Raw genomic sequence first — 25,347 nt, forward strand, 5'->3', positions numbered from 1 at the left:
GGCCGGGGGTGAGCCGTGGTAGCCGCCAGCATCCTGCTCATCCTCGTCGCGGTCGTGCTGCTGATCGCCGGTCTCGCCGGCGGATCCAGCCTCCTGCTCATCGTCTCGATCGCGGCCAGCGTCCTGTCCGCCGTCGTCTTCGTCGCGTTCGCCCGCCAGGCGGCCGCGACGCGGGCCACGGCCGGCCGGGCGACCGGTTCGCGTACCCGGACCGCGCACACCGTCCCGTCTCCGGACGACCCGGTGAGCCCGGTCCCGCACCACACGTCCACGGTCGGCGCCGGCGGATCCGGGTGGCGGCAACCGCCCGGATCGCCGGTGACCGAGCCGGACGCCCCGCCGCCGGCCGCGTACTCACCACCGGCCGACCCGTTCGACGCCGAGCTGTCCACACCCCCGTCCGCCGGGCCGTACGCGCCGCCGTTCGACGGCGAGCCGTCCGCCGGGCCGTACGCGCCGCCGTTCGACGGCGAGCCGTCCGCCGGGCCGTACGCGACGGGCTTCGACAGCGAGCCGTACCCGCCCACGTCCGGGACCGCCGACGGGCCGTCCGCGTCGGCGGACGTGGAGCCGCCGTCCGACGCGGAGCCCCTGTTCGCGGCGCCCTACTCGCCCCCCGGCCAGCGCGCCGCGGAGACCACGCGGCCAACCTCGCCCGCGCCGGGAGAGGCGTTCGACGGTGACCCGCCGGCCGAGTTCCTCTCGCCGGGGCAGGTGGCCCGGCTGGTGCGGCTGCCCGGCGAGGTCCTGGTGGTCGACGGCCACCCCCGCTTCCACCTGCCCGGCTGCCCGCATCTGGTGGGCCGGGAGGACGAGCCGATCCCGGTCGCCGAGGCGGTCGGGCTGGGTTTCACCCCGTGCGCGCAGTGCGCCGCCGCCACCACCCTGCTGGCCGAGGCCCGGCCCCGCTGACCATGACGATCGCGGACGACACGCTCACCGTCGCGGTGCGGGTCAAGCCCGGCGCGGCCCGGGCCCGGGTCGGCGGCCGGTACGACGGGCCGTACGGCCCCGCGCTCGTCGTCGCGGTGCACGCGCCGGCGGTCGACGGCCGCGCGACCGAGGCGGCCCGGCGGGCGCTCGCCGACGCGCTCGGCGTCCGGCCGGCGACCGTGTCGCTGCGCTCCGGCGCGGCCAGCCGGGACAAGCTCTTCCAGGTGGAACGCGCGCACGACGGGCTGCCCGAGGTGCTGCTGCGCCTGCGCGACGGCAGCACGCCGTGAGATCCGCCCGGGCCGGTCGGCGATGACCCCCGGGCTCGACGTCGCGTTGCTGGTGGGCGCCGCCGTGCTGCTGGTCGCGGTGGGTGCGGTGCGGTTCTCCACCCGGCTCGGCGTGCCGAGCCTGCTGGTCTACCTGGCGCTCGGGGTGCTGCTCGGCGAGGCCGGGCTGGGTATCCGCTTCGACGACGTCGAGCTGACCCGGGTGCTCGGCTTCTGCGCGCTCATCGTGATCATCGCGGAGGGCGGACTGACCGCCCGGTGGAGCACGCTGCGGCCGGTGCTCGGGCTCGCGGCCACGCTGTCCACCGTCGGCGTGGTGGTCAGCATCGTGGTCGTCGGCGTGGTGGTGCACCTGCTGCTCGACCTGGACTGGCGGCTGGCGCTGCTCTACGGCGCAGTGCTCTCCTCGACCGACGCCGCGGCCGTGTTCGCCACGCTGCGCCGGTTGCGCCTGCCGCCCCGGCTGGTGGCCGCGCTGGAGGCCGAGTCCGGGGTGAACGACGCGCCCGTCGTGCTCGTGGTGCTGCTGCTCTCCCGCGCCGGGGCCGAGGTGGCCCACCCGTGGTGGTACGAGGCGCTGCTGCTCGGCTACGAGCTGGGCGTCGGCGCGGCGGTCGGGGTGGGCGCCGGGCTGACCGGGCGGTACGCGCTGCGCCGGGCCGCGCTCCCGTCGGCCGGCCTGTACCCGATCGCGGTGGTCGGCTTCACCGTGCTGGCGTACGCGGCCGGCTCGGTGATTCACGCCTCCGGTTTCCTCGCCGTGTACGTGGCCGGCGTGCTGCTCGGCAACTCCCGCCTGCCGCACCGGCAGGCCATCCTCGGCTTCGCCGACGGGCTGGCCTGGCTGGCCCAGATCGGCCTGTTCGTGCTGCTCGGCCTGCTGGTCTCGCCGAGCCGGCTGGACACCGCGGTGCTGCCCGCCGTGATCACCGGGCTGGCCCTGCTGCTGCTCGCCCGGCCGTTGTCGGTGGCGGTCTCCGCGCTGGCGTTCCGGGTCAATCTGCGCGAGCAGCTCTTCCTGTCCTGGGCCGGGTTGCGCGGCGCGGTGCCGGTGGTGCTGGCCACCATCCCGCTGTCGTTGCACGTGCCGGGCGCGGACCGCCTCTTCGACGCGGTCTTCGTGCTGGTGGTGATCTTCACGCTGCTCCAGGCCGGCACGCTGGCGTCGGCGGCCCGCCGGCTGGGCGTGATCGCCCCGGCCGAGCCGAACGAGATCATGCTGGAGACCGCCCCGCTGGAGCGGATGCGCGCGGACCTGCTCCAGCTGGAGGTGCCCGGCGGGTCCCGGCTGGCCGGGGTGCACGTGGACGAGCTGCGGCTGCCGGTGGGCGCCGCGGTCACGCTGGTGCTGCGCGACGGCGTCGGTTTCGTGCCCGGCCCGGACACCCGGCTCAAGGTCGGCGACAGCCTGCTGATCGTGGCCACCGCGGGGGTACGGGACGAGACCGAGCGGCGGTTGCGGGCGGTGAGCCGCCGGGGCCGGCTGGCGCGGTGGTTCGGGGAGTACGGCGAGGAGACGGCCCGCTGATCTGCTACGGTTCCTTTTGCCCCGATTGATGGCAGTCCGGGGCGGATACGTGGGACGACGGTGCGGCACGTTGTCGGACGCCTGTACGTTCCGTATTCTTGCCAACCTCCGGAGTGCACGGCGGGCCCGCTCGCCGTGCACCCTTCCGTACGCGGAGACGCCGACGACGGCGTCCCCGCCCACGTACCGCTGACCGCCGCGCCACGCGGCTGAGGGAGCTGACATGGCGAAGCCAGCCGACACCAGGACCGCCGGCCGCAAGCCCGCGCCGAAGGCCACCCGCAGCGCGGCGGAGACCGAGAAGATCCGGGCCGCCCTGGCGGCGCGGCGGGACGAGCTGAACGCCGAGTACGATCAGACGCTGAGCGAGATCACCGAGCTGCAGCGCGACCGGCTGACCGACTCGGCCGGGGACGACCAGGCCGACACCGGCACCAAGACGTTCGAGCGGGAGCAGGAGATCTCTCTCGCCAACAGCATCAAGGAGCGGATCACGCAGGTCGAGCGCGCGCTGGAGCGCCTCGACGAGGGTGGCTACGGCTGGTGCGAGCGGTGCGGCAACCCGATCCCGGTGGAGCGGCTCGCCGCGTTCCCGTCGGCCACCCTCTGCGTGACCTGCAAGCAGCTGGAGGAGCGGCGCTGATCACCGCTCCCCGGCGGCCGTACGGCAGACGGTGACCACACCGTCGCAAGCGTCGATGGGGAGCAGATGACCGCAGCACCGCCCGCCGGTTCCGGCACCACCGAGTCGGGTGCCGGCGCGCCCCGCCGCAAGGCCGTCGGCCTGCTGCTCGGCGTGTCCCTGTTCTCGCTGCTGGCGGATCTGGGCACCAAACAGCTCGCGCTGGCCGAGCTGACCGGCCGGGAGCCGGTGTCGGTGCTCGGCGGCGCGGTCTACTTCAGCCTGACCCGCAACAGCGGCGCCGCCTGGAGCATCGGCTCCGACCACACCTGGGTCTTCCCGATCATCACGTTCGTGGTGATCGGGTGGATCGCCTGGATGGCGCTGCGGCTGCGCTCGCTGCCGTGGGCGGTGTCGCTCGGCCTGGTGCTGGGCGGCGCTCTGGGCAACCTGATCGACCGGATCTTCCGCGCGCCCGGGCACTTCGTCGGCCACGTGGTCGACATGATCAGCCTCTGCGACCCGTACGGCCAGGTCTGGCCGGTGTTCAACCTGGCCGACAGCTCGCTGGTCTGCGGCGTGGTGCTGGCGGTCTTCCTGGAGCTGACCGGCCGGCAGCGCGACGGCTCCCGGCTGCGCGACGAGAAGCGCGACGCCGCCGCGACCGAGCAGCGGGAGAGCGCATGACCTCCGCATTCGCCGCCGGCGGCGACACCCGCTCCCTGCCCGTCCCGGACGGGCTCGACGGCATGCGCCTGGACCAGGCCGTGGCCCGGCTGTTCGGGCTCTCCCGCACCACCGCCGCCGGTCTGATCGACGCCGGCGACGCGCTCGTCGACGGCGTGGCCCGGCCCAACTCGCACAAGGTCAAGGCCGGCTCGTGGCTGGAGGTCACGCTGCCCGCGCCGCCCGCCCCGCCGACGGTGGTGCCGCAGGCGGTGCCCGGCCTGACAGTGGTCTACGCCGACGACGACATCGTGGTGGTCGACAAGCCGGTCGGGGTGGCGGCGCACCCGAGCCCCGGCTGGTCCGGCCCGACGGTGATCGGCGGGCTGGCCGGCATCGGCCACCGCATCTCCACCAGCGGCGCGGCCGAGCGCCAGGGCGTGGTGCACCGGCTCGACGTGGGCACCACCGGGATCATGGCGGTGGCCAAGAGCGAGCGCGCGTACACCGCGCTGAAGCGGGCGTTCAAGTACCGCGAGGTGGAGAAGCGCTACCACGCCGTGGTGCAGGGCCACCCGGACCCGCTGCGCGGCACCATCGACGCGCCGATCGACAGGCACCCGCACCACGACTACCGCTGGGCCGTGGTCTCCGGCGGCAAGCCGAGCATCACCCACTACGACACGATCGAGGCGTTCCCCTCCGCCAGCCTGCTCGACGTACGGCTGGAGACCGGGCGCACGCACCAGATCCGGGTGCACTTCTCCAGCATGCGGCACCCCTGCGTGGGCGACCTGACCTACGGCGCGGACCCGACGCTGTCGGCCCGGCTCGGGCTGGCCCGGCAGTGGCTGCACGCCCGTTCGCTGAGCTTCGCGCACCCGGGCACCGGCGACGAGGTGACGTTCGTCAGCGAGTACCCGGAGGATCTCACCCGGGCGCTGGAGATCCTGCGCGACTGACCATGAGCGACGACGCCGCGCCGCCGCGCCGGTCCCGCTTCGCCGCGCTGACCTGGCTCGCGCTGGCCTGCGCGCTGGTGGTGCTGGTGGTCGCGGTGGCGCAGCGGCGGGACCGTCCGGTGAGCGACCGCACGGTCGGCGAGGTGACCCGGGTCGGGGTGGCCGGCGGCGCGAGCGTCCCGGCGTACCTGCGCGCCGCCGGGGAGGAACTGGCCCGGCTCGACGCGCCCGACGCCTACGCGCTCGTCTCGTTCGCCGACTACCTGACCCCGGCGCGGGCGGCCGCCGCGCTGGACGGCGCGCCGGTGTCGGCGGTGGTGGCGCGGGTGCCGCTGCCCGGCCGGCAGACCGAGATCGTCCGGATCGCGGCGCTGCGGCTGCCCGACGACGTGGTCGCCGGGATGGCCGACGTCGCCGCGCGCAAGGACCGGGAGGCCGCCGACTACCGGGCGCGCGCCGCCGCCCCGGCGGCCACCGCCGATCCGGAGCTGCGCCGGGTGTACGAGAGCGGGGCCGTGGTCGCGACCCGGGAGGCGGCCGCCTACCGGACCGGATGCGCCTGCGTGTACGCCGCGGTGGTCCGTGCCGCGCCGGACGCGCTGCGCGCGCTCGCCGGGCGCCCGGGTGTGCGGGTGGTGGACCCGGCGCCGGAGGTCGCCCGGCTGGACCGGACGGTGTTCACCCCGCCGCTGCCCGAGCAGCGTGACGTGGCCCGGCCGCCGGCGGACACCGGACCCGACGAGGGTGGCGGAATGGGCGATTCGTCGGAAGCCGCACGGACGGTGAGCGAACCTTCACCGACCGCCCCCGCGCCGATTCCCGGATCCGGGTCACCCAATCCCGCTCCCACCTCCTGAGACATCGGCGGGCGCGGCCAACCCGGTCGATCCCACGGTGCGGCGGGACACCGGGCGATGTGCGGCGCGGGGAGTGGTCCGAATAGGGTTTCGTTCGTAGCCTGTCAGGCGGAGATCGATGGGCTGGGGGAGGGCGAATCCTTGGACGGCAGCGAGACCGGCTGGGGTCGGCAGGGCGAGCCGGCACCGCGGTGGCGGGCGCTGCTCGACCGGGCCCGCCTCGGCGGTCGCGGCGCGGAGCACGCCGACGCCGACCGGCACGGCGAGGAGCACCACGCGCCGCCGCCCGACCCGCTGCCGCGCCGCGGCGCCGGCACCGGATGGACCGGGCGCGCCGCCGCCGTCGGCCGCGCTCCCGACGGGTCGTACGGCGCCGAGCCCGGCTACCGGGCCGAGGCCACGTTCCGGGTCGACCCCGCCTTCCGCGCCGACCCGCGCCACGAGGGCGAACCGGCCTACCGGGCCGAGCCGGCGTACCGCACCGACCCGGAGCCGTCCTGGCGCACCGGGCAGCCCTATCCGGCCGAGCCGTCCTATCCCGCCGAGCCGTCCTGGCGTGCCGAGCCGTCGATCGCGCCGGACCCGCCCTTCGCCGCCGAGCCACGGCCGGAGCCGTCCTGGCGCCCCGAACCGGCACGACCGGAGCCGCACGGCCGGGCCGAGGCGCCGGCCGAGTCCCGGTACTCCCTTCTCGACGGTGGCTACCGGCCCGCGCCGCCGCCCGCCGAGTCCCGGTACGCCCTGCTCGACCGGGGCCGCTACCGGCCGGACGTACCGCCCGCGCCGGAACCGGTGGTGCCCGCGCCGCGCAGCCCGCTGGAGGGCCGCTCCGGCCGGACGGGCCGGGCCACGCCGGCCCAGGCGAAGTGGCGTGCCCCCGAGCCGGACGCCGAGCTGGAACGCGCCACCAGTGTGCTGCGCCGCGAGCTGGGCACACCCCGGGTGCTCGCGTTCGCCAACCCCAAGGGCGGGGTGCACAAGACCACCGCCACCGTGCTCGCCGCGGCGACAGTGGGCAGCGTCCGCGGGCGCGGCGTGCTCGCCTGGGACGACAACGAGCTGCGCGGCACGCTCGGCCTGCGGGCCGGCAGCGCCCGGCACGCCCGCACCATCCGCCACCTGATCCACGACCTGGCGCAGATCGAGATCCTCGAGGGCAACACGCTCCTGTCCCACCTCGACGACTACCTGCGGCACGCCTCCGACGGCTCGTACGACGTGCTGGCCGGCGAGGAGAGCCCGCGCTTCGCCCAGCGGCTCGACCAGTTCACCGTCAAGCGGGTGCTGGAGCTGCTGCGCCGCACCCACGAGGTGGTCTGCGTGGACACCGGCAACAACGTGGAGAGCCCGAACTGGCGCACCGTGATGCAGGCCGCCGACCAGCTCGTGGTGACCACCGTGCCGCGCGAGGACGCGGCGTTCAGCGCGGACTGGATGCTCGACCTGCTGCACGAGGAGGGCATGGGCGAGCTGGCCGACAACGCGGTCACGCTGATCTCCTGCCCGACGCCGGGCCGCACCTCCCTGCAGGACGACCTGGAACGGCACTTCGCCACCCGTACCCGGGCGGTGGCGGTGGTGCCCTACGACCCGGCGCTGGAGACCGGCTCCTCGATCGAGTACCACCAGCTCCAGGCCGAGACCCGCAACGCGTGGCTCAAGGCCGCCGCGGTGATGGTGGAACCGTTCGCGCGCTGAGGCGGCGACCACCGCCCCGCGCCGTGCCCCGGCCTGAGAGGATCAACGGGTGACTCCGGACACCCCTGATCCCGAGCGGACGCGCGAGCGTACCGACGGCGGCGAGGCGCGGCCCGAGCGCGAGCAGCCGCCCGCCTGGCCCGGCGGACCGCCCGGCTGGCCCGGCGGACTGCCGGTGCCGGCCGGCACCCCGGTCACCGCGCCCGGCGCCGACCCGCTGGCCGGGCATCCGGGCGTCGTGGCGCAGCTGCCCGGAGCGTCGCCCGCGGCCCGGCGGTCCGCCGGCCGGGTCGTGGCGACCACCCTCGGCGTTGCCGCGCTGCTCACCGCGCTCGGCGCGCCGCTCGGGCTGCTCTGGGTGTGGGCGGCGCCCGCCACCCCGGTACGGCAGACACCGGCCGGCGCGGTCTACGCCACCACGCAGCCGGAGCAGCCGATCGCCGCGGACGGCTGGTTCAGCCTCCTGACCCTCGGCTTCGGCGTGCTCGCCGCGATCGCCCTGTGGGTGGTGCTGCGCCGCCGGCGCGGCCCGGCGGGCCTGCTAGCGGTCACCCTGGGCGGTCTCGGCGCGGCGGTGGTGGCCTGGCAGGTCGGCCGCCGGATCGGCCTGTCCACGTTCCAGCGGCTGGTGGAGACCGCGCCGCCGGGCACCGCCTTCACCAAACCCGTCGACCTGCGCGCCGGTGGCGTCGACTGGTTCGGCCCGCTCCCGCTGCCGCACGGCAACCTGCTGCTCGCCGCGTTCGGCGCGGCCGTGACGTACACGCTGCTCGCGGGCTGGTCGCGGTGGCCGTCGCTGCGGCCGGAGCCGGAGTTCGACGGCGGGTGGCCGCCGCCTCCGCCGGGGTTCAGTTCGGCGCCGGGAGACCAGCCAGCTCGCTGAGCGGCACCGGCACCGCCCGGACCTGCCGCAGCAACGCCGTCTCCCGGTTGAGCAGGCGCAGCTCGGCCCGCAGGCGGGCGGCCGTGTCGTCGATCGCGAGCAGCCGCTGCCGGTCGTCCACGGTCAGCGCGGCGGTCGCGGCGACCAGGTGCGACAGCACCGTCGGGTCCTCCGGCAACTGCTCGGAGATCTCCTGCTGGTCCGGGCGGATCAGGCCGAGATACTGCCGGAACACCGAGATCACGCGGGCCGCCAGCAGGTCGGCGACCTCGTCCGGGCCGCCCGGCTCGGGCAGCCACCGCACCTCCGCGGTGAGGTAGGGCTCGGCGGCGTGGTCGACCTCGGCGAGGCGGAACCGGCGCCGGCCCACTGTGACGATGTCGAACCCGCCGTCGGCCAGCTCGGTGACCTGCCGCAGCTCGGCGGTGCAGCCCACCTCGTGCAGCGTGACCTCGCCGGCGGTCAGCCCGAAACGCCCCGGCGGCCCGGCCGGCGCCACCTCCCAGCCAGCCCGGATCGCCACCACGCCGAACTCGCGCGGCGCGCCCTCGGGCAGCGCCACCAGGTGGCGCACAAGCGCCCGGTAGCGCTCCTCGAAGATGTGCAGCGGAAGGACCAGCCCCGGGAAGAGGACGGTCCCGAGCGGGAACACCGGCAGCCGTGCGCTCACGCGATCGAGCGTATCCCCAACCCGCCCGCCCGCGCGTGTCCCGGCTCACCGTCCCGGCGTGCGGGCGGCCCGGGCCGGTCGCCGGGGCGGCGGCCTAGACTCGCAGGCGTGCTGAATCGGATCGACCTGCGCGGCGGGGCACGTGACCCGCGCCGCCTGCTGCCCCGTGCCCAGCTCGACGTCTCCGTGGCGGTCGAGCGGATCCGCCCGCTCGTCGAGGCGGTCCGCGAGCATGGGTACCCGGCGATCCGGGAGGCCAGCGAACGGTTCGACGGTGTCTCCCCGGAGCGGCTGCGGGTGCCGGTCGAGACGATCCGCGCCGCCGAGGGCGAGCTGGACCCGCAGGTCCGCGCCGCGCTGCTGGAATCGATCACCCGGGCCCGCAAGGTGCACGACGACCAGCGCCGCACCGATCACACCACGACCGTGGTGCCCGGCGGCACGGTGACCGAGCGGTGGGTGCCGGTCGACCGGGTCGGGCTCTACGTCCCCGGCGGCCTGGCCATGTACCCGTCGACTGTGGTGATGAACGTGGTGCCGGCCCAGGCGGCCGGGGTGCGCTCGCTGGTGGTGGTGAGCCCGCCGCAGAAGGACAACGACGGCCTGCCCGACCGGCGGGTCCTCGCCGCGTGCGCGCTGCTCGGCGTGGACGAGGTGTACGCCGTCGGCGGCGCCCAGGCGGTCGCCATGCTCGCGTACGGCGCGGGCGTCGACCCGGCCGGGGACGAGCGCTGCGAGCCGGTCGACATGATCACCGGCCCGGGCAACATCTGGGTCACCGCCGCGAAGCGGCTGCTGCGCGGCGTGGTCGGCATCGACGCCGAAGCCGGCCCGACCGAGATCGCGATCCTGGCCGACGACACCGCCGACCCGGCGCACGTCGCCGCCGACCTGATCAGCCAGGCCGAGCACGACCCCCTCGCGGCCAGCGTGCTGGTCACCCCGTCCACCGCGCTGGCCGACGCGGTCGACGCCGAGCTGGCCCGGCAGGCGCCCGCGGCCAAGCACGCCGAGCGGATCGGCACCGCGCTGCGCGGCGAGCAGAGCGGCGTGGTCCTGGTCGACGACCTGGAGGCGGGGCTGCGGGTGGTCGACGCGTACGCGGCCGAGCACCTGGAGATCCAGACCGAGAACGCGCGAGAGTGGGCGCTGCGGGTCCGCAACGCCGGAGCGGTGTTCGTGGGCGCCTGGTCGCCGGTGTCGCTCGGCGACTACTGCGCCGGCTCCAACCACGTGCTGCCCACCGGCGGCTGCGCCCGGCACTCCTCCGGGCTGTCCGTGCAGTCCTTCCTGCGCGGCGTCCACCTGATCGAATACACGCAGGACGCGCTGCGCGACGTGGCCCCGCACGTGGTCACGCTGGCGACGGTGGAGGACCTGCCGGCGCACGGCCAGGCGGTCAGCGTCCGGTTCCCCGACGGCGGCGCGTCGTGACCACGCTCGACGACCTGCCGATCCGCGACGACCTGCGCGGGCGCACACCGTACGGCGCGCCGCAGCTCGACGTGCCGGTGCGGCTGAACACCAACGAGAACTCCTACCCGGTGCCGGAGCCGGTGGTCGAGGCGATCGGCAAGGCGGTCGCCGCCGAGCTGCGTGACCTCAACCGCTACCCGGACCGGGACGCCGTGGCGCTGCGCGCCGACCTGGCCGCCTACCTGGGGCACGGGCTCACCGCCGACCACGTGTGGGCGGCGAACGGCTCCAACGAGATCCAGCAGCAGCTGCTCCAGGCGTTCGCCGGTCCGGGGCGCACTGCGCTCGGCTTCACCCCGGCGTACTCGATGCACCCGCTGCTGGCGCTCGGCACCGGCACCCGGTGGGTGCCCGCCCGCCGCGGCGCGGACTTCGGGCTCACCGCCGACGAGGCGGTGGCCCAGGTCCGTGAGCACCGGCCCGACGTGGTGTTCCTCTGCTCGCCGAACAACCCGACCGGCACCGCGCTCGACCCGGCGGTGGTCGCCGCCGTGCTGGACGAGGCGCCCGGCATGGTGGTCGTGGACGAGGCGTACGCCGAGTTCGCCCGGCCCGGCACGGTCAGCGCGCTCGCGGTGCTGCCCGGTCACCCGCGGCTGGTGGTGACCCGCACCATGAGCAAGGCGTTCGGCTTCGCCGGCGGCCGGCTCGGCTACCTGGCCGCCGACCCGGCGGTGGTGGACGCGGTGCAGCTGGTCCGGCTGCCCTATCACCTGTCCGCGCTCACCCAGGCCGCCGCCCGCGCGGCGCTGGCGCACCGGGACGCCCTGCTCGGCACCGTGGCCGCGATCATGCGCCAGCGCGACCGGATCGTCGCCGAGCTGCGCGAGCGGGGCCACCGGGTGGCCGACAGCGACGCCAACTTCGTGCTGTTCGCCGTCGACGGGGACCAGGCGGTGGCCTGGCGTACCCTGCTCGATGCCGGCGTGCTGGTGCGCGACGTCGGCCTGCCCGGCTGGCTGCGCGTCACCGCCGGCACCCCGACCGAGACCGACGCCTTCCTCACCGCGATGGAGAACGTTTCATGAGCCGGATCGCCCGGATCGAGCGGGTCACCAACGAGACCAAGGTGCTCGTCGAGATCGACCTCGACGGCACCGGCAAGGCCGACATCGAGACCGGCGTCGGCTTCTACGACCACATGCTCAACCAGATCGCCCGGCACGGCGGCTTCGACCTGACCGTGCACACCGTCGGCGACCTGGAGATCGACGCGCACCACACGATGGAGGACACCGCGCTGGCGCTGGGCGCCGCGTTCGACCGGGCGCTCGGCGACAAGGCCGGCATCCGGCGGTACGGCTCGGCCACCGTCCCGATGGACGAGGTGCTGGTCCGGGCCGCCGTCGACCTGTCCGGCCGCCCGTACGTGGTGCACGACGAGCCGGCGCTGGCCCCGTACATCGGGCCGGTCTACCCGACGAGCATGACCCGGCACATCTGGGAGTCGTTCGGCCAGTCGGCCCGGATCACGCTGCACGTGGACGTGCTGCGCGCGGCCCGTCCCGGCGGCCACCCGGACGCGCACCACGTGGTCGAGGCGCAGTTCAAGGCCGTCTCCCGCGCGCTGCGCGAGGCCACCGCGCTTGACCCGCGTAACGCGGGTGTGGTGCCGTCCACGAAGGGCGCGCTCTGATGAAGGTGCTGCCCACTCTGGTGTTGATCCTGGCCGGGCTGCTGGTCGGCGGCACGTGGTCGCTGATCAAGCAGGGCGCGCCCCGCGCCGCCGTGGTGATCACCGGCCTGCTGGCCGTGCTGGCCACCGCCGCCGGGTTGCTCTGGCTGCTGCCGGGGGAGAGCTGATGGCGCGGCGGGTGGTGGTGCTCGACTACGGCTCGGGCAACCTGCGCTCGGCCGAGCGCGCGGTGGCGCGGGCCGGCGCCGAGGTGACTGTGACCGACGACCTGGCCGCCGCCGCGTCGGCCGACGGCCTGGTGGTGCCGGGCGTCGGCGCGTTCGCCGCCTGCATGGCCGGGATCGAGGCGCTGGGCGCCGGGCCGGTCATCGCCGAGCGGGTCGCCGCCGGGCGGCCGGTGCTGGGCATCTGCGTCGGCATGCAGATCCTCTTCGGCCACGGCGAGGAGCACGGCGTGGTGACCAAGGGGCTGGGGCTGCTGCCCGGCGGGGTGACCCGGCTGCCCGCGCGACGGCTGCCGCACATGGGCTGGAACACCGTGCGCCCGCCGGCCGGCTCGACGCTGTTCGCCGGCCTGCCGGCCGACACCCGGTTCTACTTCGTGCACTCCTACGGGGTGACCGAGCCGGCGGCGCTGGCCGAGGCGGGCGCCACGGTGACCACCGCGCACCACGGCACGGACTTCGTGGCGGCGGTGGAGCGGGGCGCGCTGTCGGCCGCGCAGTTCCACCCGGAGAAGTCGGCCGACGCCGGGGCCGCGCTGCTGCGCAACTGGCTCGGCACGCTGTGACCGGCGCGCGGGCGTCCGGGTGAGCAAGGAGCGGGCCCGCCGCCGGGCGGAGCGCGAGGCCGAGCAGGAGCGGGAGCGCGCCGTCCGTGCCCGCCGGGTGGCTCGCCGGGAGCGGCGTCGTTCTCTGGTACGCCGGCTGACGTCGTCGCCGCGGCGGGGGCGTACCGGCCGGCTGCGCCGGCACACCCGGCGTGAGCGGGCGACGATCCTGGTGCTCACCGCCGTGGCGGTGGTCGCCATCTGGAGCCTGGTGGACGACCTGGCGCTGCGGCTGGTGCTGGTCGCGTTGTTGTTGCTGGTCCTGCCCGCGGTCGTGGTGATCGCGCTGGACCGTCGTTGAGGACCCGAGGAGAGAAGCGTTGAGCCTCACCCTGTTGCCCGCCGTGGACGTCGCCGACGGCCAGGCCGTCCGGCTCGTGCAGGGCGCCGCCGGTAGCGAGACCACGTACGGCGACCCGCTGGACGCGGCGCTGGCCTGGCAGTCCGACGGCGCGGAGTGGATCCACCTGGTGGATCTGGACGCCGCGTTCGGGCGGGGCTCCAACGCCGCGCTGCTGGCCGAGGTGGTCGGCAAGCTGGACGTGAAGGTGGAGTTGTCCGGCGGCATCCGGGACGACGAGTCGCTGCGGGCGGCGCTGGGCACCGGGGCGGCCCGGGTCAACATCGGCACCGCCGCGCTGGAGGACCCGCAGTGGTGCGACCGGATCTGCGGCGAGTACGGCGACCGGGTGGCGATCGGGCTGGACGTGCGCGGCCGTACCCTGTCGGCGCGCGGCTGGACCCGCGACGGCGGCGACCTCTACGAGGTGCTGGCCCGGCTCGACGCGGCGGGCGCGGCGCGGTACGTGGTCACCGACATCACCAAGGACGGCACCATGCGCGGGCCGAACCTGGACCTGCTGCGCGAGGTGTGCGGGCGTACCGACGCCCCGGTGATCGCCTCCGGCGGCGTGTCCACGCTGGAGGATCTGCGGGCGCTGGCCGCGCTGGAGCCGGTGGGCGTGGAGGGCGTGATCGCCGGGAAGGCGCTCTACGCGGGCGCGTTCACCGTCGCCGAGGCGCTGGCCACATTGCGGGCCGGCGCGTGACGGCCGAGCCGCCCGTGGACGCCGGGGTGGTGACCCGGCTCGGCTCGGGCGGCCCGTGGGAGGCGCTGTACGGCTACTCCCGGGTGGTCCGGGCGGGCTCGCTGGCGATCACGGCCGGCTGCACCTCCACTGTGGACGGCCGGGTGGCGCACGCGGGCGACGCGGCGGCGCAGACCGCGCAGGCGATCCGGATCGGCCTGGACGCGCTGGCCGAGGTCGGCGCGGGGCCGGGCGACGTGGTGCGGACCCGGATGTACGTGACGGACCGGATCTACGCCGACGAGGTGGGCCGGGCCCACAACGCCGTGTTCGGGCCGGTGCGCCCGGTGGCGACGATGGTGGTGGTGGCCGGGCTGATCGACCCGGACCTGCTGGTCGAGGTCGAGCTGGAGGCGTATCTCCCCGTCGGCTGACGGTGTCCGGGGCGCGTCGCGCGCTCCGGACCATGCGCCGATCGGTTGTGCACAACTTAATTGTGCGTTACGGTTTCACGGTGACCGATGATCTGGTGCTGCGCCGGCAGGTGTGCTTCGCGCTCTACGCGGCGTCGCGCGCCATGACCGACGTCTACCGGCCCATCCTCGACGAGCACGGTCTGACCTACCCGCAGTACCTGGTGCTGCTGGTGCTCTGGGAGCGCGACGACGACGCCCCCACGGTCTCCGAGCTCGGCGCCGCGCTCCGGCTCGACTCCGGCACGCTCTCCCCGCTGCTCAAGCGGCTGGAGGCGGCCGGCCTGGTGGTGCGTACCCGCTCGGCCGCCGACGAGCGCCGGGTCGAGGTGGGCCTCACCGGCCAGGGCCGGGCCCTGCGGGAGCGGATGTGCGAGGTGCCGCGGCAGGTGGCCATTGCCACCGGGCTCACCGAGGCCGAACTGGTCTTCCTCCACGGCATCCTCACCCGGGTCACCGAGACGATCCACCGACAGAAGGAGCAGTGACATGCAGGTGCTCTACACCGCCTCCGCCCGCGCCACCGGCGACGGCCGCGACGGTCACGTCCGCACCTCCGACGGCACCGTCGAGCTGGACCTCGCCGTGCCGAAGGAGATGGGCGGCGCCGGCGACGCGGCCAACCCGGAGCAGCTCTTCGCGGCCGGCTACGCGGCCTGCTTCCACTCCGCGCTGCGCGTGGTCGCCCGCAAGGCCAAGGCGGACGTCTCCGGCTCGGTCGTCGAGGCCGAGGTGGGCATCGGCCCGAACGGCAGCGGCGGCTTCGGCCTGGCCGTGACGCTCGTGGTGGACCTGCCCGCTGTCGAGCGCGCCGCCGCCGAGCAGCTGGTTGACGCGGCCCACCAGGTCTGCCCCTACTCCAACGCGACCCGGGGCAACATCGAGGTCACCCGCACGGTCCGCGAGGCCCGATGAGCGAGGTGCGGGTGAACCGGGAGATCCATCTGGCGTCCCGGCCGGACGGCTGGCCGACCCCGGAGAACTTCCGGCTGGTCACCACCGAGGTGCCGACGCCGGGCCCGGGGCAGGTCGTGGTCCGCAACCGGTTCATGTCCGTCGACCCGTACATGCGCGGGCGGATGAACGACGTCAAGTCGTACGTGCCGCCGTTCGCGCTCGACGCCCCGCTCGACGGGGGCGCGATCGGTGAGGTGGTGGCCGGCGAGGCCGGGGGCGTCAAGCCCGGCGACGTCGTGCTGCACGGGCTCGGCTGGCGCGAGTACGCGCTCGTGGACGCCCGGGGCGCGCGCAAGATCGACCCCGATCTGGCGCCGGTCACCGCGTACCTGGGCGTGCTCGGCATGACCGGGCTGACCGCGTACGCCGGGCTGCTGGACGTGGCCGCCATGAAGCCGGGGGAGACGGTCTTCGTCTCCGGCGCGGCCGGCGCGGTGGGCAGCATGGTCGGCCAGATCGCGAAGCTGCGCGGCGCCGGCCGGGTGATCGGCAGCGCCGGTTCCCGGGCCAAGGTCGAGCGGCTCACCGCGCTCGGCTTCGACGCCGCGTTCGACTACCACGACGGCCCGGTGTCCAAGCAGCTCAGGGCGGCCGCCCCGGACGGCGTCGACGTGTACTTCGACAACGTCGGCGGCGATCACCTGGAGGCCGCGATCGGGGCGATGAACCTGCACGGCCGGGCCGCCATCTGCGGCATGATCGCGCAGTACAACGCCACCGAGCCGCCGGCCGCCCCGCGCAACCTGGCGCTGGTGATCGGCAAGCGCCTGACGCTGCGCGGCTTCCTCGTCAGCGACCACGGTCACCTGCGGGAGCAGTTCGTGCAGGAGGTGGCCGGCTGGCTGCGCGAGGGCCGGCTGTCGTACGACGAGACGGTGATCGACGGCATCGAGCAGGCCCCCGAGGCGTTCCTCGGCCTGCTGCGCGGGGAGAACCTCGGCAAGATGCTGGTTCGTCTCTGACCGGCGCGAACGCGCACCACCACGGGCGGTGGTGACCGGCCTCACCGGCGGTCACCACCGCCCGCGCGTTGGCTAGGCTCGGGGCATGACGGTGGCGGTACGGGTCATCCCTTGTCTGGACGTGGACGCCGGGCGCGTGGTCAAGGGGGTCAACTTCCTCGACCTGCGCGACGCGGGCGACCCGGTGGAGCTGGCGGCGGCGTACGACCGGGCCGGCGCGGACGAGCTGACCTTCCTCGACGTCACCGCCTCGTCCAGTGACCGGGGCACCATGCTCGACGTGGTGCGGCGCACCGCCGAGTCGGTCTTCATCCCGCTGACGGTGGGCGGCGGCGTCCGTCAGGTCGCCGACGTCGACACGCTGCTGCGGGCCGGGGCGGACAAGGTGGGCGTGAACACCGCCGCCATCGCCCGCCCGGAGCTGATCGCCGAGATCGCCGACCGGTTCGGCCGCCAGGTGCTCGTGCTCTCGCTGGACGTGCGCCGCGCCCCGGACGGCGCGACGCCGAGCGGCTTCGAGGTGACCACGCACGGCGGGCGGCGCGGCACCGGCTTGGACGCGGTCGAGTGGGCGGAGCGCGGCGCCGAGCTGGGCGCGGGTGAGATCCTGCTCAACTCGATGGACGCCGACGGCACCAAGGCCGGGTTCGACCTGCCGCTGATCCAGGCGGTCCGGGAGGTGGTCGACGTGCCGGTGATCGCCAGCGGCGGCGCGGGCGAGGTGGCGCACTTCCCGCCGGCCGTCGGCGCGGGGGCGGACGCGGTGCTCGCCGCGAGCGTCTTCCACTTCGGCGAGCTGACCGTCGGCCAGGTCAAGGACGCGCTGCGCGGGGCCGGGCACCCGGTGCGCTGAGGCAGGCGGCCGGCGTCACTGCCGGCCGGAGCGCCCCTCGGGGGAGCGGCGCGGCATCGGGATCGAGCGGACCACGTACTCCTGCACGGCGGCGGCGTGGTCGTCCTCGTCGAGCTGCCACTCGGACTCGCCCGGCGGGTGCCGGCGGGTCAGCACGCCCTGCACGGTGTCCACAGTGGTGCCGAGCCCGGCGCTGGGACGGGTGCGCCACAGCTGCTCACCGTCCGGGGTGACCCGGAACCAGCCGTCGGAGACGCTGACCAGGCCCGCGCCGACGAGCCGCCGGACCGCGCCCTCCACCTCGTGCCGCTCGGGGATGGCCTGGTTGAGGTGGTCGGCTGTGGAGAGCACGTCGGCCAGCCGGACGCCTTCGGGGCGGCGTGTCGACGCGGACCGCCGGTGCCGGCCGGCGCCACTGGCGATGACAAGCGCGACGAAGATCCAGGCGTCGCTCCAACGCCATCCGTTCTCCCCCATGCAGGAATGATGCCCGGCCGCGACGGCGGAGGAAACACCTGGTTTCGCTGTTCTGTGTCACCGCAGCTCAGCGCGTTGCGGTCCGCCTCGCGCCGTGGCGGTCGGCCCGGCGCTGATCACGTAGCGTAAGCGCCGCTCGTCGGCCGTGCGGGCAGCGCGAAGACCGGGATGAAGAACTGGGCGAGCGGGCCGATGGTCAGCGCGTACGCCACGGTGCCGAGACCGACGGTTCCGCCGAGCAGCCAGCCGAGGCCCAGCACGGTGATCTCGATGCTCGTGCGGACCAGCCGGACCGAGAAGCGGGGATGGCGGGCGACGAATCCGGTCATCAGACCGTCGCGGGGCCCGGGGCCGAGCCCGGCGCCGAGGTAGAGCCCGGTGGCGGCGCCGTTGGCGACGATCCCGGCCACCAGCATCGCGACGCGCGCCGGCATGCCGTCGCCGGGCGGCAGCACGGCCAGTGTGGCGTCGACGACCAGCCCGATCACCACGACGTTGCTGACCGTGCCGAGGCCGGGCCGCTGCCGCAGCGGGATCCAGAGCAGCAGGACGAGAGCGCCGACGGCGATGGTGACAGTGCCGAAGGAGAGGTCGGTCTGCCGGGAGAGGCCCTGGTGGAACACGTCCCACGGGTCCAGTCCCAGCTCCGACCGGATCATCAGCGCCATGCTGAGGCCGTACAGGACGAGCCCGGCGTAGAGCTGGGTGAGTCGTCGCGCCGAGCGGTGCCCGAGATTGCCAAGTGGTGCCATGCATGCCACCCTAGGGGCCAATTGCAGGCCGCAAGGGGGCCAATTCTGGAGGTGTGGCCATGACCAGCCAGGTGCGCGGCGTCCAATTGGCGCGACTCCTCGGCCAGTGGCACGCCTTGCCGGGCCGCCGGCGCAGCCCCGACTACGCCGCGCTCGCCGGCGCCGTCCGGGGCCTGCTCGCCGACGGCCGGCTGCCGCTGGGGGTACGCCTGCCGGCCGAGCGGGAACTGGCCGAGGCGCTGCGGATCAGCCGGACCACCGTCACCGCCGCGTACCGGGAACTGCGGGAGAGTGGCCACCTGGCCAGCCGCCGGGGCGCCGGGAGCTGGACCATGCTGCCCGGCGGCCACCGGGTCGCCAGCACCGGGCTGTGGACCCCGCTGGACGACCGCGACATGATCGACCTCGGCGTGGCCGCGCTGTCCGCGCCGCCGCAGCTCGTCCCGGCCGCCCGCGCGGCCGCCGAGGACCTGCCCCGCTACCTCGGCGGCGCCGGCTACCACCCGACCGGCATCATCGAGCTGCGCGAGGCGGTCGCCCGCGGGTACACCGAGCGCGGGCTGCCCACCAGCCCGGAGCAGATCATGGTCACCAGCGGCACCCAGCACGCGCTGGACCTGGTGCTGCGGCTGGCCCTGTCGCCCGGCGGCGCGGTGCTCGTCGAGTCACCCACCTACCCCAACGCCCTGGCGGCGCTGTCCGCCCGGCGGGCCCGGATCGCCACGCACGGCCTGTCCGACGAGGGCTGGGACGCCGAGCTGCTGCTCGGCAGCATCCGGCAGACCCGGCCGAAGCTCGCGTACGTGATCCCGGAGTTCCACAACCCGACCGGTCATCTGATGGCGGCTGACCTGCGCGAACGGCTGGTCGGCGCGGCCCACGCGGCCGGCACCGACCTCGTCGTCGACGAGTCCTTCGTCGACCTGCCGCTGGACGACACCCCGCTGCCGCCGCCCGTGGCGGTCTTCGACAGGCACTCCCGGGTGATCAGCATCGGCGGGATGAGCAAGCCCTACTGGGGCGGGCTGCGGATCGGCTGGGTCCGCGCCTCGGCGCCCCAGGTGCAGCGGCTGGCCGCGGCCCGGGTCGGGGTGGACATGGCCAGCCCGGTGCTCGACCAGCTCGTCGCCGTGCACCTGCTCGCCGAGGCGCCGGCCATCGTGGCCGCCCGCCGCGCCCAGCTCGCCGCCCAGCGGGACGCCCTCGTCGCGGCGCTCGCGGAGCAGCTGCCCGACTGGCGGGTCACGGTGCCGCGCGGCGGCGTGACGCTCTGGGCCGAGCTGGACGGCCCGATCTCCAGCGCGCTGGCCCGGGCCGCCGAGGAGGTCGGCGTACGGCTGGCGCCCGGACCCCGGTTCGGTCTGGACGGGACGCTCGAGCGCTTCCTGCGCCTGCCGTTCACGCTGGCCGCCGAGGAGCTGGTGGAGGCGGTGGGTCGGCTCGCGGCGGTGCGCTACGACCTGGACCGGGCCGGCCGCCCGCAGTGGCGCGAGGCCGGCGTCATCGCCTGACCCGGCGCGCCCGCCCGATCCGGTGGTGAAAGCTCCGAACCCCGGCCCCGGGCGGGACGGTGACCGCAGACTGCCCGAGTGGGAAACGGGGGCGGGGTCCGGTGGTCGTGGGCCATGCGGCGCAGCGCGCCGGGCTCCCGGACCACTCCGGTGGAGCTCTTCTACGACCTGGTCTTCGTCTTCGCGTTCCTGAGCGTCACCACGCTCACCGCCTCGGTGCTCACGCCGGTCAACCTCTACCGGTTCCTGCTGGTGCTGGCGTTGCTCTGGTGGTCGTGGACCGGGTTCGCCCGCCTCGGCAACGCGTTCCGCGCCGACCAGGGGGTGCTGCCGCTGGTCGGCATCGTCACCGTGGCGGCGACGTTCCTGCTCGTGCTCAGCACGCCCAGCGCGTTCGCCAACCGTGACGGCTGGCTGCCCGGGCCGCTGGTCTTCGCCGGGTGCTACTTCGTGATCCGGACCGCCCAGCTCACCGTCTTCGCCTGGGCCGACCGCGCCGACCCGGCCCGGCGCCGGGGACTGCGGATCCGCTTCCTGGCCCCGACGGTGGCCACGGCGCTGCTGGTCGTCGCCGGCATCCTCCCCGGCCGGCTGCCGCAGGAGCGGTTCGCGGTGGGGCTGCAACTGGCGCTCTGGACGCTGGCGCTGCTCGTCGAGTACCTCAGCGGGGCGATCCTGGGCCAGCAGTGGTGGGTGGTGGTCTCGGCCGGACACTGGGCGGAACGGCACGCGCTGATCGTGCTCGTCGCGCTCGGCGAGTCGATCATCGCGCTCGGGCTCGGCCCGAAGCGCGGGCTGCCGCTCACCGGCCCGGTGGCGGTCGCCGCGCTGCTCGGCGTGGTGATCGTGGCGACGCTGTGGTGGGCGTACTTCGACACGCTGTCCTTCGCGCTGGAACAGGCGCTGCACCAGGCCCGGGACCGGGCCGTGCGGCTGCGGCTGGCCCGTACCGTCTACACGTTCCTGCACCTGCCGATGGTCGCCGGGATCATCCTCTTCGCCCTCGGCCTCAAGGACCTGCTGGCCGAGGCGACCTCACCGGCGACGCCCGCGTGGGGCCCGCCGCTGGGCGCCTTCTGGGCCGGGATCCTGTTCGGCGGGGTCGGGCTCTACCTGCTCAGCATCGCCGGGTGCTGGTGGCTGGCGGAGCGCCGGGTGCGGCGGCCGCTGCTGGTGACGGTGCTGCTGCTGGTCGCCGCCGTACCGGCCGTGGCCCGGCTGCACGAGCTGAACGCGCTCGTCGTGCTGGCGGTGCTCACCGTCGCGGGCGTGATCTGGGAGACCCGGGCCGAGGACGGTGACCGGCGCCGGGTACGCCAGCTCGCGCTGGAGGAGCAGATCGCCGCCGAGGCCGAGCAGAGCCGCTGGCGGGAGCAGCACCTCTGACCGGCGCGGACGCGACCGACCGTGCCCCGGGACGGTGGGGCACGGCCGGTCGACCGCCTGACGGCGCGGACTACAGCTCGGCGAGCGTGCCCTCGTACATCTTGTCGATCTCGGAGGCGAAGTTCGTCTCCACGCTCCGGCGCTTGATCTTCAGCGACGGCGTGACCTCGCCGTCCTCGATGGTGAGATCCCGGGGGAGGATCGTCACCTTCTTGATCGTCTCCCAGCGGTTGAGCTTGGCGTTCAGCTCGGCAACGTAGCCCTCGACCATCTCCCGCGCCTGCGGCGAGGTGACGATCGTGGTGTAGTCGCTGCCCTCCAGCGGGGTGCCGGCGGCCCAGCCCTTGATCGCGTCCGGGTCCAGCGTGATGAGCATGGTGCAGTAGTTGCGCGCCTGCCCGATCACCACAGCCTGCGAGGTGTACGGGCAGACCGCCTTGAACATGCCCTCGATGTGCGACGGCGCGACGTACTTGCCGCCGGACGTCTTGACCAGGTCCTTCTTGCGGTCGGTGATGCGCAGGTAGCCGTCGGAGTCGAGCGTGCCGATGTCACCGGTGCGGAAGAAGCCGTCCTCGGTGAACGCGGCGGCGGTCTCCTCCGGCAGGTTGTGGTAACCCCGCATGACCGGCTTGCCGCGCAGCAGGACCTCGCCGTCGCTGTCGATCCGGCACTCCAGGTCACCCATGGCCCGGCCCACGCTGCCGATCTTCAGCCCGTCGGGCGGGTTGACGAACGCGCCGGCGCTGGTCTCGGTCAGGCCGTAGCCCTCGGAGATCGGCAGGTTGGCGGCGGCGAAGAAGGTCGCGATCTCCTTGCTCAGCGGCGCCGCGCCGGAGACCAGCACCCGCATCCGGCCGCCGAGCCGGGCCTGCAGCTTGCTGAACACCAGCTTCTCGGCCAGCGCGTACTTCATCCGCAGCCCGGCCGGCACCGGCTTGCCGGCCTGCTCCAGCGCCACCTTCTCCTTGCCCACCGCGACGCCCCAGGCGAAGATCTTGGCCTTCGCGCCGCCCGCGCCCTGCGCGGTGGTGACCGCCTTGTTGTAGACCTTCTCGAAGACCCGGGGCGCGCCGCACATCAGCGTCGGCCGGACCACGCCGAGCAGGTCGACCAGCTTGTCCACCCGGCCGTCGACGTACGTGGGCAGGCCGACGTGGGTGGCGCCGCAGAGCAGCGTCTTGCCGAACGAGTGCGACAGCGGCAGCCACAGGTACTGCAGGTCGTCGGTCCGGAGCAGGCCGAGCTCGGCCTGCGCCACGCCCTCCCAGCACCAGCCGCCGTGCAGCAGCTCCACGCCCTTCGGGCGGCCGGTGGTGCCCGAGGTGTAGATGAGCGTCGCCAGGTGGTCCGGGCCGATGCCGCCGACGAGCATGTCGATCAGGTCGGGCTCGGCGCTCAGCGCGGCGGCGCCGCGCTCCTCCAGCTCGGCCAGGGTGAGCTGCGGGACGGCGGCGGCCGGATCGGGCGAGCCGTCGAAGAGCACCACGTGGGTCAGCGCGGGCAGGTCCGCCCCGGCGATCTTCGCCGCCTGGGCCGGGTTCTCCGCGAACAGCACCTTCGAGCCGGAGTCGGCGATGATGTAGACCGCGTCGTCGGGCTCGGTGGTCGGGTAGACGGTGGTCGTGGCCCCGCCGGCGCACATGATGCCGAAGTCGGCCAGCACCCAGTCCAGCCGGGTGTTCGCCAGGATCGCCACCGGGTTCTCCAGGCCGACACCGAGCCCGTGCAACCCGGCGGCGATCGCCTTCGCGCGCTGCCCGACCTGCTCCCACGTCAGCCAGACCGGGCCCGAGTCGTCGGGTGCGGGGTGAGCGAACGCCTGCCGGTCGGGGGAATCCGCCACGCGCTTGAGGAACATGTCGGGTACGGAACGGTACGGTACATCGAGAGCCATCGCTGTAGCCGCCTTCAGGGGTGGAGGGACGTGACGGGGGTCACGTCGATCTGCGGTTACCGAAGGGTATTGCCTGCACCCGGCCAGCGGCTAGCCCTGATCGGCCGAGTCGCTGCCGTCCCGACTGCTGGGAACCGGATCAGGCGTACCGGCTGGCGGCGCGGGACCAGTCGTAGGTGGCCCGGACCCAGTCCCGGCGGGTGTCCAGGAACGCCCGCATCCCCGCGTCGGCCCCGGCGCTCAACGCCGCGTCCCGCTCCGCGTACGAGGCGAGGGCCGTGTTGAAGCAGCTCGCCGCCGCGTTCAGCGCCGCCGACTCGTCCTTCCCGGTCTCGCCCGCGATCGTGGTCACCAGGTTGTGCGCCTCCGGGGCGACGCCCCGCTCCTTGCCGTAGGAGAACATGTCGTTGCACCAGCAAACCAGGTCGGTCGCGAGCGCGTCCAGCGCGGTGAGCGCCGGGTTGGCCCGCTGGTCGGGCCGGGGCAGGGACGGGCGGGCCAGGTCGGTCACCGTGAAGCTGGGGCGTACGCCTCCGGTGTGGCGGCGCATCTGCACGTACTCGGCGACCCCGGGCACGCGCCGGCGCTCCCGGTTCGCGGCCTCCCAGAGCAGCGCCAGCAGGTACTCCCGCAACTGGCTCACCAGTCGCATCAGGTGCGCCGGCCGGCCCCGGCCGCGGGCCCGCCGGCACAGGTCGTGCAACGCCAGGCCCATCGGGCCGGCGTCGGCGGGCGCGGGCGCGTCCGGGTCACCGTGCCGGTCGAGCACCGCCAGCAGCGCCGCCAGGGTGGGCGCGAGCAGTGTCGGCGCGGCGCCCAGCCCGTCGTCGTCGCAGGCGTCGTCCACCACGAACAGCCAGTTGATCAGGTCGGTGAGCAGCCGCAGGCCCTCCGGGGAGGCCTCGGGGCAGGCCCGTCCGGCCAGCTCGGAGGCGTGGGCCCCGGTCAGCCGGAGCAGGCCGGCCCGGTCCTTGATCAGGCCGAACCCGCGCACCCAGGCGACGCTCTGCGCGGCCACCTCGTCGGTGGCCGGGTGACATCGGGAGGGAAAGGGCGGCTCGTGCAGCGCCGAGAGCGCGAAGTCCCGCATCGTCGTCCCCTGTCCGCCGCCCCGCGGGGTCGGGACGGTTCGCAGGAGCGTACGGCAGCCGGTGACCGTTATCGACGACCGGGTGTCCACATTCTACGATCGCTTGTGAACGGGCGGAAACGTCGCTCACAGGCCCAGTTCGGCGTTACGCAGGCGCTCGGCGCGTTCGGCCGGGCCGTCCACCTGGACCCGGGCCACCCGCTGCCGTCCGGTGAGGAACAGCACGAGTTCCCCCGGCGCGCCGACGAGCCGCAGCCGCTCGCCGCCGCCACCGGCCCGCAGCTCGCCGTGCCCCGGCGCCTGCACCAGCACCTCGGCCGGGAAGCGCCGCAGCGCCATCCGGGCCAGCAGGGCGACCCGCTTCCAGAGCACCGCCTGCTGCCCGGCCGGCAGGTCACGCGGCTGCCAGCCCGGCCGGGCCCGGCGGACGTCCTCGTGGTGGATGAAGAACTCCATCCCGTTCGCCAGCTCGTCGGTGAGCGGGTTGCTCACCGGGCTCCACACCGGGGGACGGCGGACCCGGGCGATCAGATCGGCGTACGGCCCGGCGGCGATCCGCCGGCGCACCGACTCGCCGTAGCCGCGCAGCGGCGGCAGCAGGATGCCGCCCGCCGCGTCCGGCCGGCGTTCCCGCACCAGCAGGTGCGCGGCCAGGTCGCGGGTGGTCCACCCCTCGTTGACGGTCGGCGCGTCCGGTCCCAGTTCCAGCATCAGGTCGGCGAGCGCCTCGCGCTCCGCTCGGGCGTACCGCGGCATGGCCCGATCGTAGGCCCGCGCGGGCAATTCGGCGCGCCACGCCCGGCGTGAGGACGGGCCGGGCGCGCCAGTGGCCGTTGTCCGCCCAGGTCGAGCGGAACGTGACGGCGGACATATGCCGGCCGGGTCGGCGGAGCTGGCGATGAGCGGTAAGG

The 25,347-nt window shown here is 74.8% G+C and carries 29 protein-coding genes; 23 read left to right on the forward strand and 6 right to left on the reverse strand.

Annotation, left to right across the window (positions count from 1 at the left end; translation table 11 throughout):
• Window positions 1-15 precede the first annotated feature (15 nt).
• From ACSDG8_RS26250 to ACSDG8_RS26290, 9 genes are all read left to right on the forward strand, one after another.
• Entirely contained in the window at window positions 16-912 is an 897-nt protein-coding gene (locus tag ACSDG8_RS26250; RefSeq protein WP_439427301.1) for a hypothetical protein, read from the forward strand.
• Window positions 913-914: 2 nt separating this feature from the next.
• Window positions 915-1,223, forward strand: coding sequence for a DUF167 domain-containing protein (locus ACSDG8_RS26255; RefSeq protein ID WP_210897336.1), 309 nt, complete (start codon window positions 915-917; stop codon window positions 1,221-1,223).
• Window positions 1,224-1,245: 22 nt separating this feature from the next.
• Window positions 1,246-2,751, forward strand: a complete 1,506-nt coding sequence (locus ACSDG8_RS26260) for a potassium/proton antiporter (RefSeq protein WP_210897338.1) — start codon at window positions 1,246-1,248, stop codon at window positions 2,749-2,751.
• Window positions 2,752-2,974: 223 nt separating this feature from the next.
• Window positions 2,975-3,394, forward strand: a complete 420-nt coding sequence (locus ACSDG8_RS26265; protein WP_030500254.1) for a TraR/DksA family transcriptional regulator — start codon at window positions 2,975-2,977, stop codon at window positions 3,392-3,394.
• A gap of 66 nt (window positions 3,395-3,460) precedes the next feature.
• On the forward strand, window positions 3,461-4,060 hold the full coding sequence (gene lspA, locus ACSDG8_RS26270; protein WP_210897340.1) for a signal peptidase II: 600 nt from the start codon (window positions 3,461-3,463) through the stop codon (window positions 4,058-4,060).
• A complete protein-coding gene (locus ACSDG8_RS26275) occupies window positions 4,057-5,001 on the forward strand; it encodes an RluA family pseudouridine synthase (RefSeq protein ID WP_210897342.1) in 945 nt (314 codons plus the stop codon). Before lspA ends, ACSDG8_RS26275 begins: the two co-directional genes overlap by 4 nt.
• A 2-nt stretch (window positions 5,002-5,003) precedes the next feature.
• On the forward strand, window positions 5,004-5,858 hold the full coding sequence (locus ACSDG8_RS26280; protein WP_210897344.1) for a hypothetical protein: 855 nt from the start codon (window positions 5,004-5,006) through the stop codon (window positions 5,856-5,858).
• A gap of 141 nt (window positions 5,859-5,999) precedes the next feature.
• Window positions 6,000-7,556, forward strand: coding sequence for an ATPase (locus ACSDG8_RS26285; RefSeq protein ID WP_210897346.1), 1,557 nt, complete (start codon window positions 6,000-6,002; stop codon window positions 7,554-7,556).
• 49 nt (window positions 7,557-7,605) lie between these two features.
• Window positions 7,606-8,439, forward strand: a complete 834-nt coding sequence (locus tag ACSDG8_RS26290; RefSeq protein WP_210897348.1) for a DUF2567 domain-containing protein — start codon at window positions 7,606-7,608, stop codon at window positions 8,437-8,439.
• On the opposite strand, the gene ACSDG8_RS26295 is transcribed toward ACSDG8_RS26290, so the two are convergent.
• Window positions 8,405-9,109 (reverse strand): LON peptidase substrate-binding domain-containing protein, encoded by a 705-nt coding sequence (locus ACSDG8_RS26295; RefSeq protein ID WP_073830991.1) that lies wholly within the window; start codon window positions 9,107-9,109, stop codon window positions 8,405-8,407. The two genes, ACSDG8_RS26290 and ACSDG8_RS26295, sit on opposite strands and share 35 nt — an antisense overlap.
• Before the next feature lie 108 nt (window positions 9,110-9,217).
• Between ACSDG8_RS26295 and hisD the strand changes: the two genes are divergently transcribed.
• From hisD to hisF, 12 genes are all read left to right on the forward strand, one after another.
• Window positions 9,218-10,543 carry a histidinol dehydrogenase gene (hisD, locus tag ACSDG8_RS26300; protein WP_116507438.1) on the forward strand — a complete coding sequence of 442 codons (1,326 nt, stop codon included), beginning with the start codon at window positions 9,218-9,220 and terminating at the stop codon, window positions 10,541-10,543.
• Entirely contained in the window at window positions 10,540-11,613 is a 1,074-nt protein-coding gene (locus ACSDG8_RS26305) for a histidinol-phosphate transaminase (RefSeq protein ID WP_210897350.1), read from the forward strand. The genes hisD and ACSDG8_RS26305 overlap by 4 nt, the downstream gene beginning before the upstream one ends.
• A complete protein-coding gene (gene hisB, locus ACSDG8_RS26310) occupies window positions 11,610-12,221 on the forward strand; it encodes an imidazoleglycerol-phosphate dehydratase HisB (RefSeq protein WP_030500263.1) in 612 nt (203 codons plus the stop codon). Before ACSDG8_RS26305 ends, hisB begins: the two co-directional genes overlap by 4 nt.
• Window positions 12,221-12,388: a hypothetical protein gene (locus ACSDG8_RS26315; protein WP_210897352.1), complete on the forward strand. Its 168-nt coding sequence runs from the start codon at window positions 12,221-12,223 to the stop codon at window positions 12,386-12,388. The genes hisB and ACSDG8_RS26315 overlap by 1 nt, the downstream gene beginning before the upstream one ends.
• Window positions 12,388-13,011, forward strand: coding sequence for an imidazole glycerol phosphate synthase subunit HisH (gene hisH / locus ACSDG8_RS26320; RefSeq protein ID WP_210897354.1), 624 nt, complete (start codon window positions 12,388-12,390; stop codon window positions 13,009-13,011). The genes ACSDG8_RS26315 and hisH overlap by 1 nt, the downstream gene beginning before the upstream one ends.
• Window positions 13,012-13,030: 19 nt before the next feature.
• Window positions 13,031-13,351 (forward strand): hypothetical protein, encoded by a 321-nt coding sequence (locus ACSDG8_RS26325; protein WP_210897356.1) that lies wholly within the window; start codon window positions 13,031-13,033, stop codon window positions 13,349-13,351.
• A 19-nt stretch (window positions 13,352-13,370) separates the two neighbouring features.
• Entirely contained in the window at window positions 13,371-14,099 is a 729-nt protein-coding gene (priA, locus tag ACSDG8_RS26330) for a bifunctional 1-(5-phosphoribosyl)-5-((5-phosphoribosylamino)methylideneamino)imidazole-4-carboxamide isomerase/phosphoribosylanthranilate isomerase PriA (protein ID WP_210897358.1), read from the forward strand.
• Complete coding sequence (locus ACSDG8_RS26335; RefSeq protein WP_210897360.1) at window positions 14,096-14,512, forward strand: RidA family protein; 417 nt, start codon at window positions 14,096-14,098, stop codon at window positions 14,510-14,512. The genes priA and ACSDG8_RS26335 overlap by 4 nt, the downstream gene beginning before the upstream one ends.
• Before the next feature lie 80 nt (window positions 14,513-14,592).
• Window positions 14,593-15,039 carry a MarR family winged helix-turn-helix transcriptional regulator gene (locus tag ACSDG8_RS26340; RefSeq protein ID WP_210897362.1) on the forward strand — a complete coding sequence of 149 codons (447 nt, stop codon included), beginning with the start codon at window positions 14,593-14,595 and terminating at the stop codon, window positions 15,037-15,039.
• 1 nt (window position 15,040) lies between these two features.
• Window positions 15,041-15,466, forward strand: a complete 426-nt coding sequence (locus ACSDG8_RS26345; protein WP_210897364.1) for an organic hydroperoxide resistance protein — start codon at window positions 15,041-15,043, stop codon at window positions 15,464-15,466.
• The gene (locus ACSDG8_RS26350; RefSeq protein ID WP_210897366.1) at window positions 15,463-16,470 is read left to right on the forward strand and encodes an NADP-dependent oxidoreductase; all 1,008 of its coding nucleotides are present in this window, start codon (window positions 15,463-15,465) and stop codon (window positions 16,468-16,470) included. The genes ACSDG8_RS26345 and ACSDG8_RS26350 overlap by 4 nt, the downstream gene beginning before the upstream one ends.
• 85 nt (window positions 16,471-16,555) lie before the next feature.
• Window positions 16,556-17,323, forward strand: a complete 768-nt coding sequence (hisF, locus tag ACSDG8_RS26355) for an imidazole glycerol phosphate synthase subunit HisF (protein ID WP_210897368.1) — start codon at window positions 16,556-16,558, stop codon at window positions 17,321-17,323.
• A 15-nt stretch (window positions 17,324-17,338) separates the two neighbouring features.
• Here hisF and ACSDG8_RS26360 read toward each other — a convergent pair whose 3' ends face one another.
• Window positions 17,339-17,800, reverse strand: a complete 462-nt coding sequence (locus ACSDG8_RS26360) for a hypothetical protein (protein WP_116507423.1) — start codon at window positions 17,798-17,800, stop codon at window positions 17,339-17,341.
• A gap of 116 nt (window positions 17,801-17,916) precedes the next feature.
• The gene (locus ACSDG8_RS26365; RefSeq protein ID WP_210897370.1) at window positions 17,917-18,552 is read right to left on the reverse strand and encodes a YczE/YyaS/YitT family protein; all 636 of its coding nucleotides are present in this window, start codon (window positions 18,550-18,552) and stop codon (window positions 17,917-17,919) included.
• 59 nt (window positions 18,553-18,611) lie between these two features.
• Between ACSDG8_RS26365 and ACSDG8_RS26370 the strand changes: the two genes are divergently transcribed.
• Window positions 18,612-20,063: a PLP-dependent aminotransferase family protein gene (locus tag ACSDG8_RS26370; RefSeq protein ID WP_210897372.1), complete on the forward strand. Its 1,452-nt coding sequence runs from the start codon at window positions 18,612-18,614 to the stop codon at window positions 20,061-20,063.
• A 114-nt stretch (window positions 20,064-20,177) separates the two neighbouring features.
• Window positions 20,178-21,449, forward strand: a complete 1,272-nt coding sequence (locus ACSDG8_RS26375) for a low temperature requirement protein A (RefSeq protein WP_210897503.1) — start codon at window positions 20,178-20,180, stop codon at window positions 21,447-21,449.
• A 70-nt stretch (window positions 21,450-21,519) separates the two neighbouring features.
• Here ACSDG8_RS26375 and ACSDG8_RS26380 read toward each other — a convergent pair whose 3' ends face one another.
• From ACSDG8_RS26380 to ACSDG8_RS26390, 3 genes are all read right to left on the reverse strand, one after another.
• Window positions 21,520-23,346 (reverse strand): AMP-dependent synthetase/ligase, encoded by a 1,827-nt coding sequence (locus ACSDG8_RS26380; RefSeq protein WP_210897374.1) that lies wholly within the window; start codon window positions 23,344-23,346, stop codon window positions 21,520-21,522.
• A 139-nt stretch (window positions 23,347-23,485) separates the two neighbouring features.
• The gene (locus ACSDG8_RS26385; RefSeq protein WP_439427302.1) at window positions 23,486-24,436 is read right to left on the reverse strand and encodes a terpene synthase family protein; all 951 of its coding nucleotides are present in this window, start codon (window positions 24,434-24,436) and stop codon (window positions 23,486-23,488) included.
• 126 nt (window positions 24,437-24,562) lie between these two features.
• Window positions 24,563-25,192 (reverse strand): TIGR03085 family metal-binding protein, encoded by a 630-nt coding sequence (locus ACSDG8_RS26390; RefSeq protein WP_210897378.1) that lies wholly within the window; start codon window positions 25,190-25,192, stop codon window positions 24,563-24,565.
• Window positions 25,193-25,347: the final 155 nt, after the last annotated feature.

Source organism: Micromonospora sp. LA-10, from assembly GCF_051853095.1.
Classification (GTDB): Bacteria; Actinomycetota; Actinomycetes; order Mycobacteriales; family Micromonosporaceae; genus Micromonospora; species Micromonospora echinospora_A.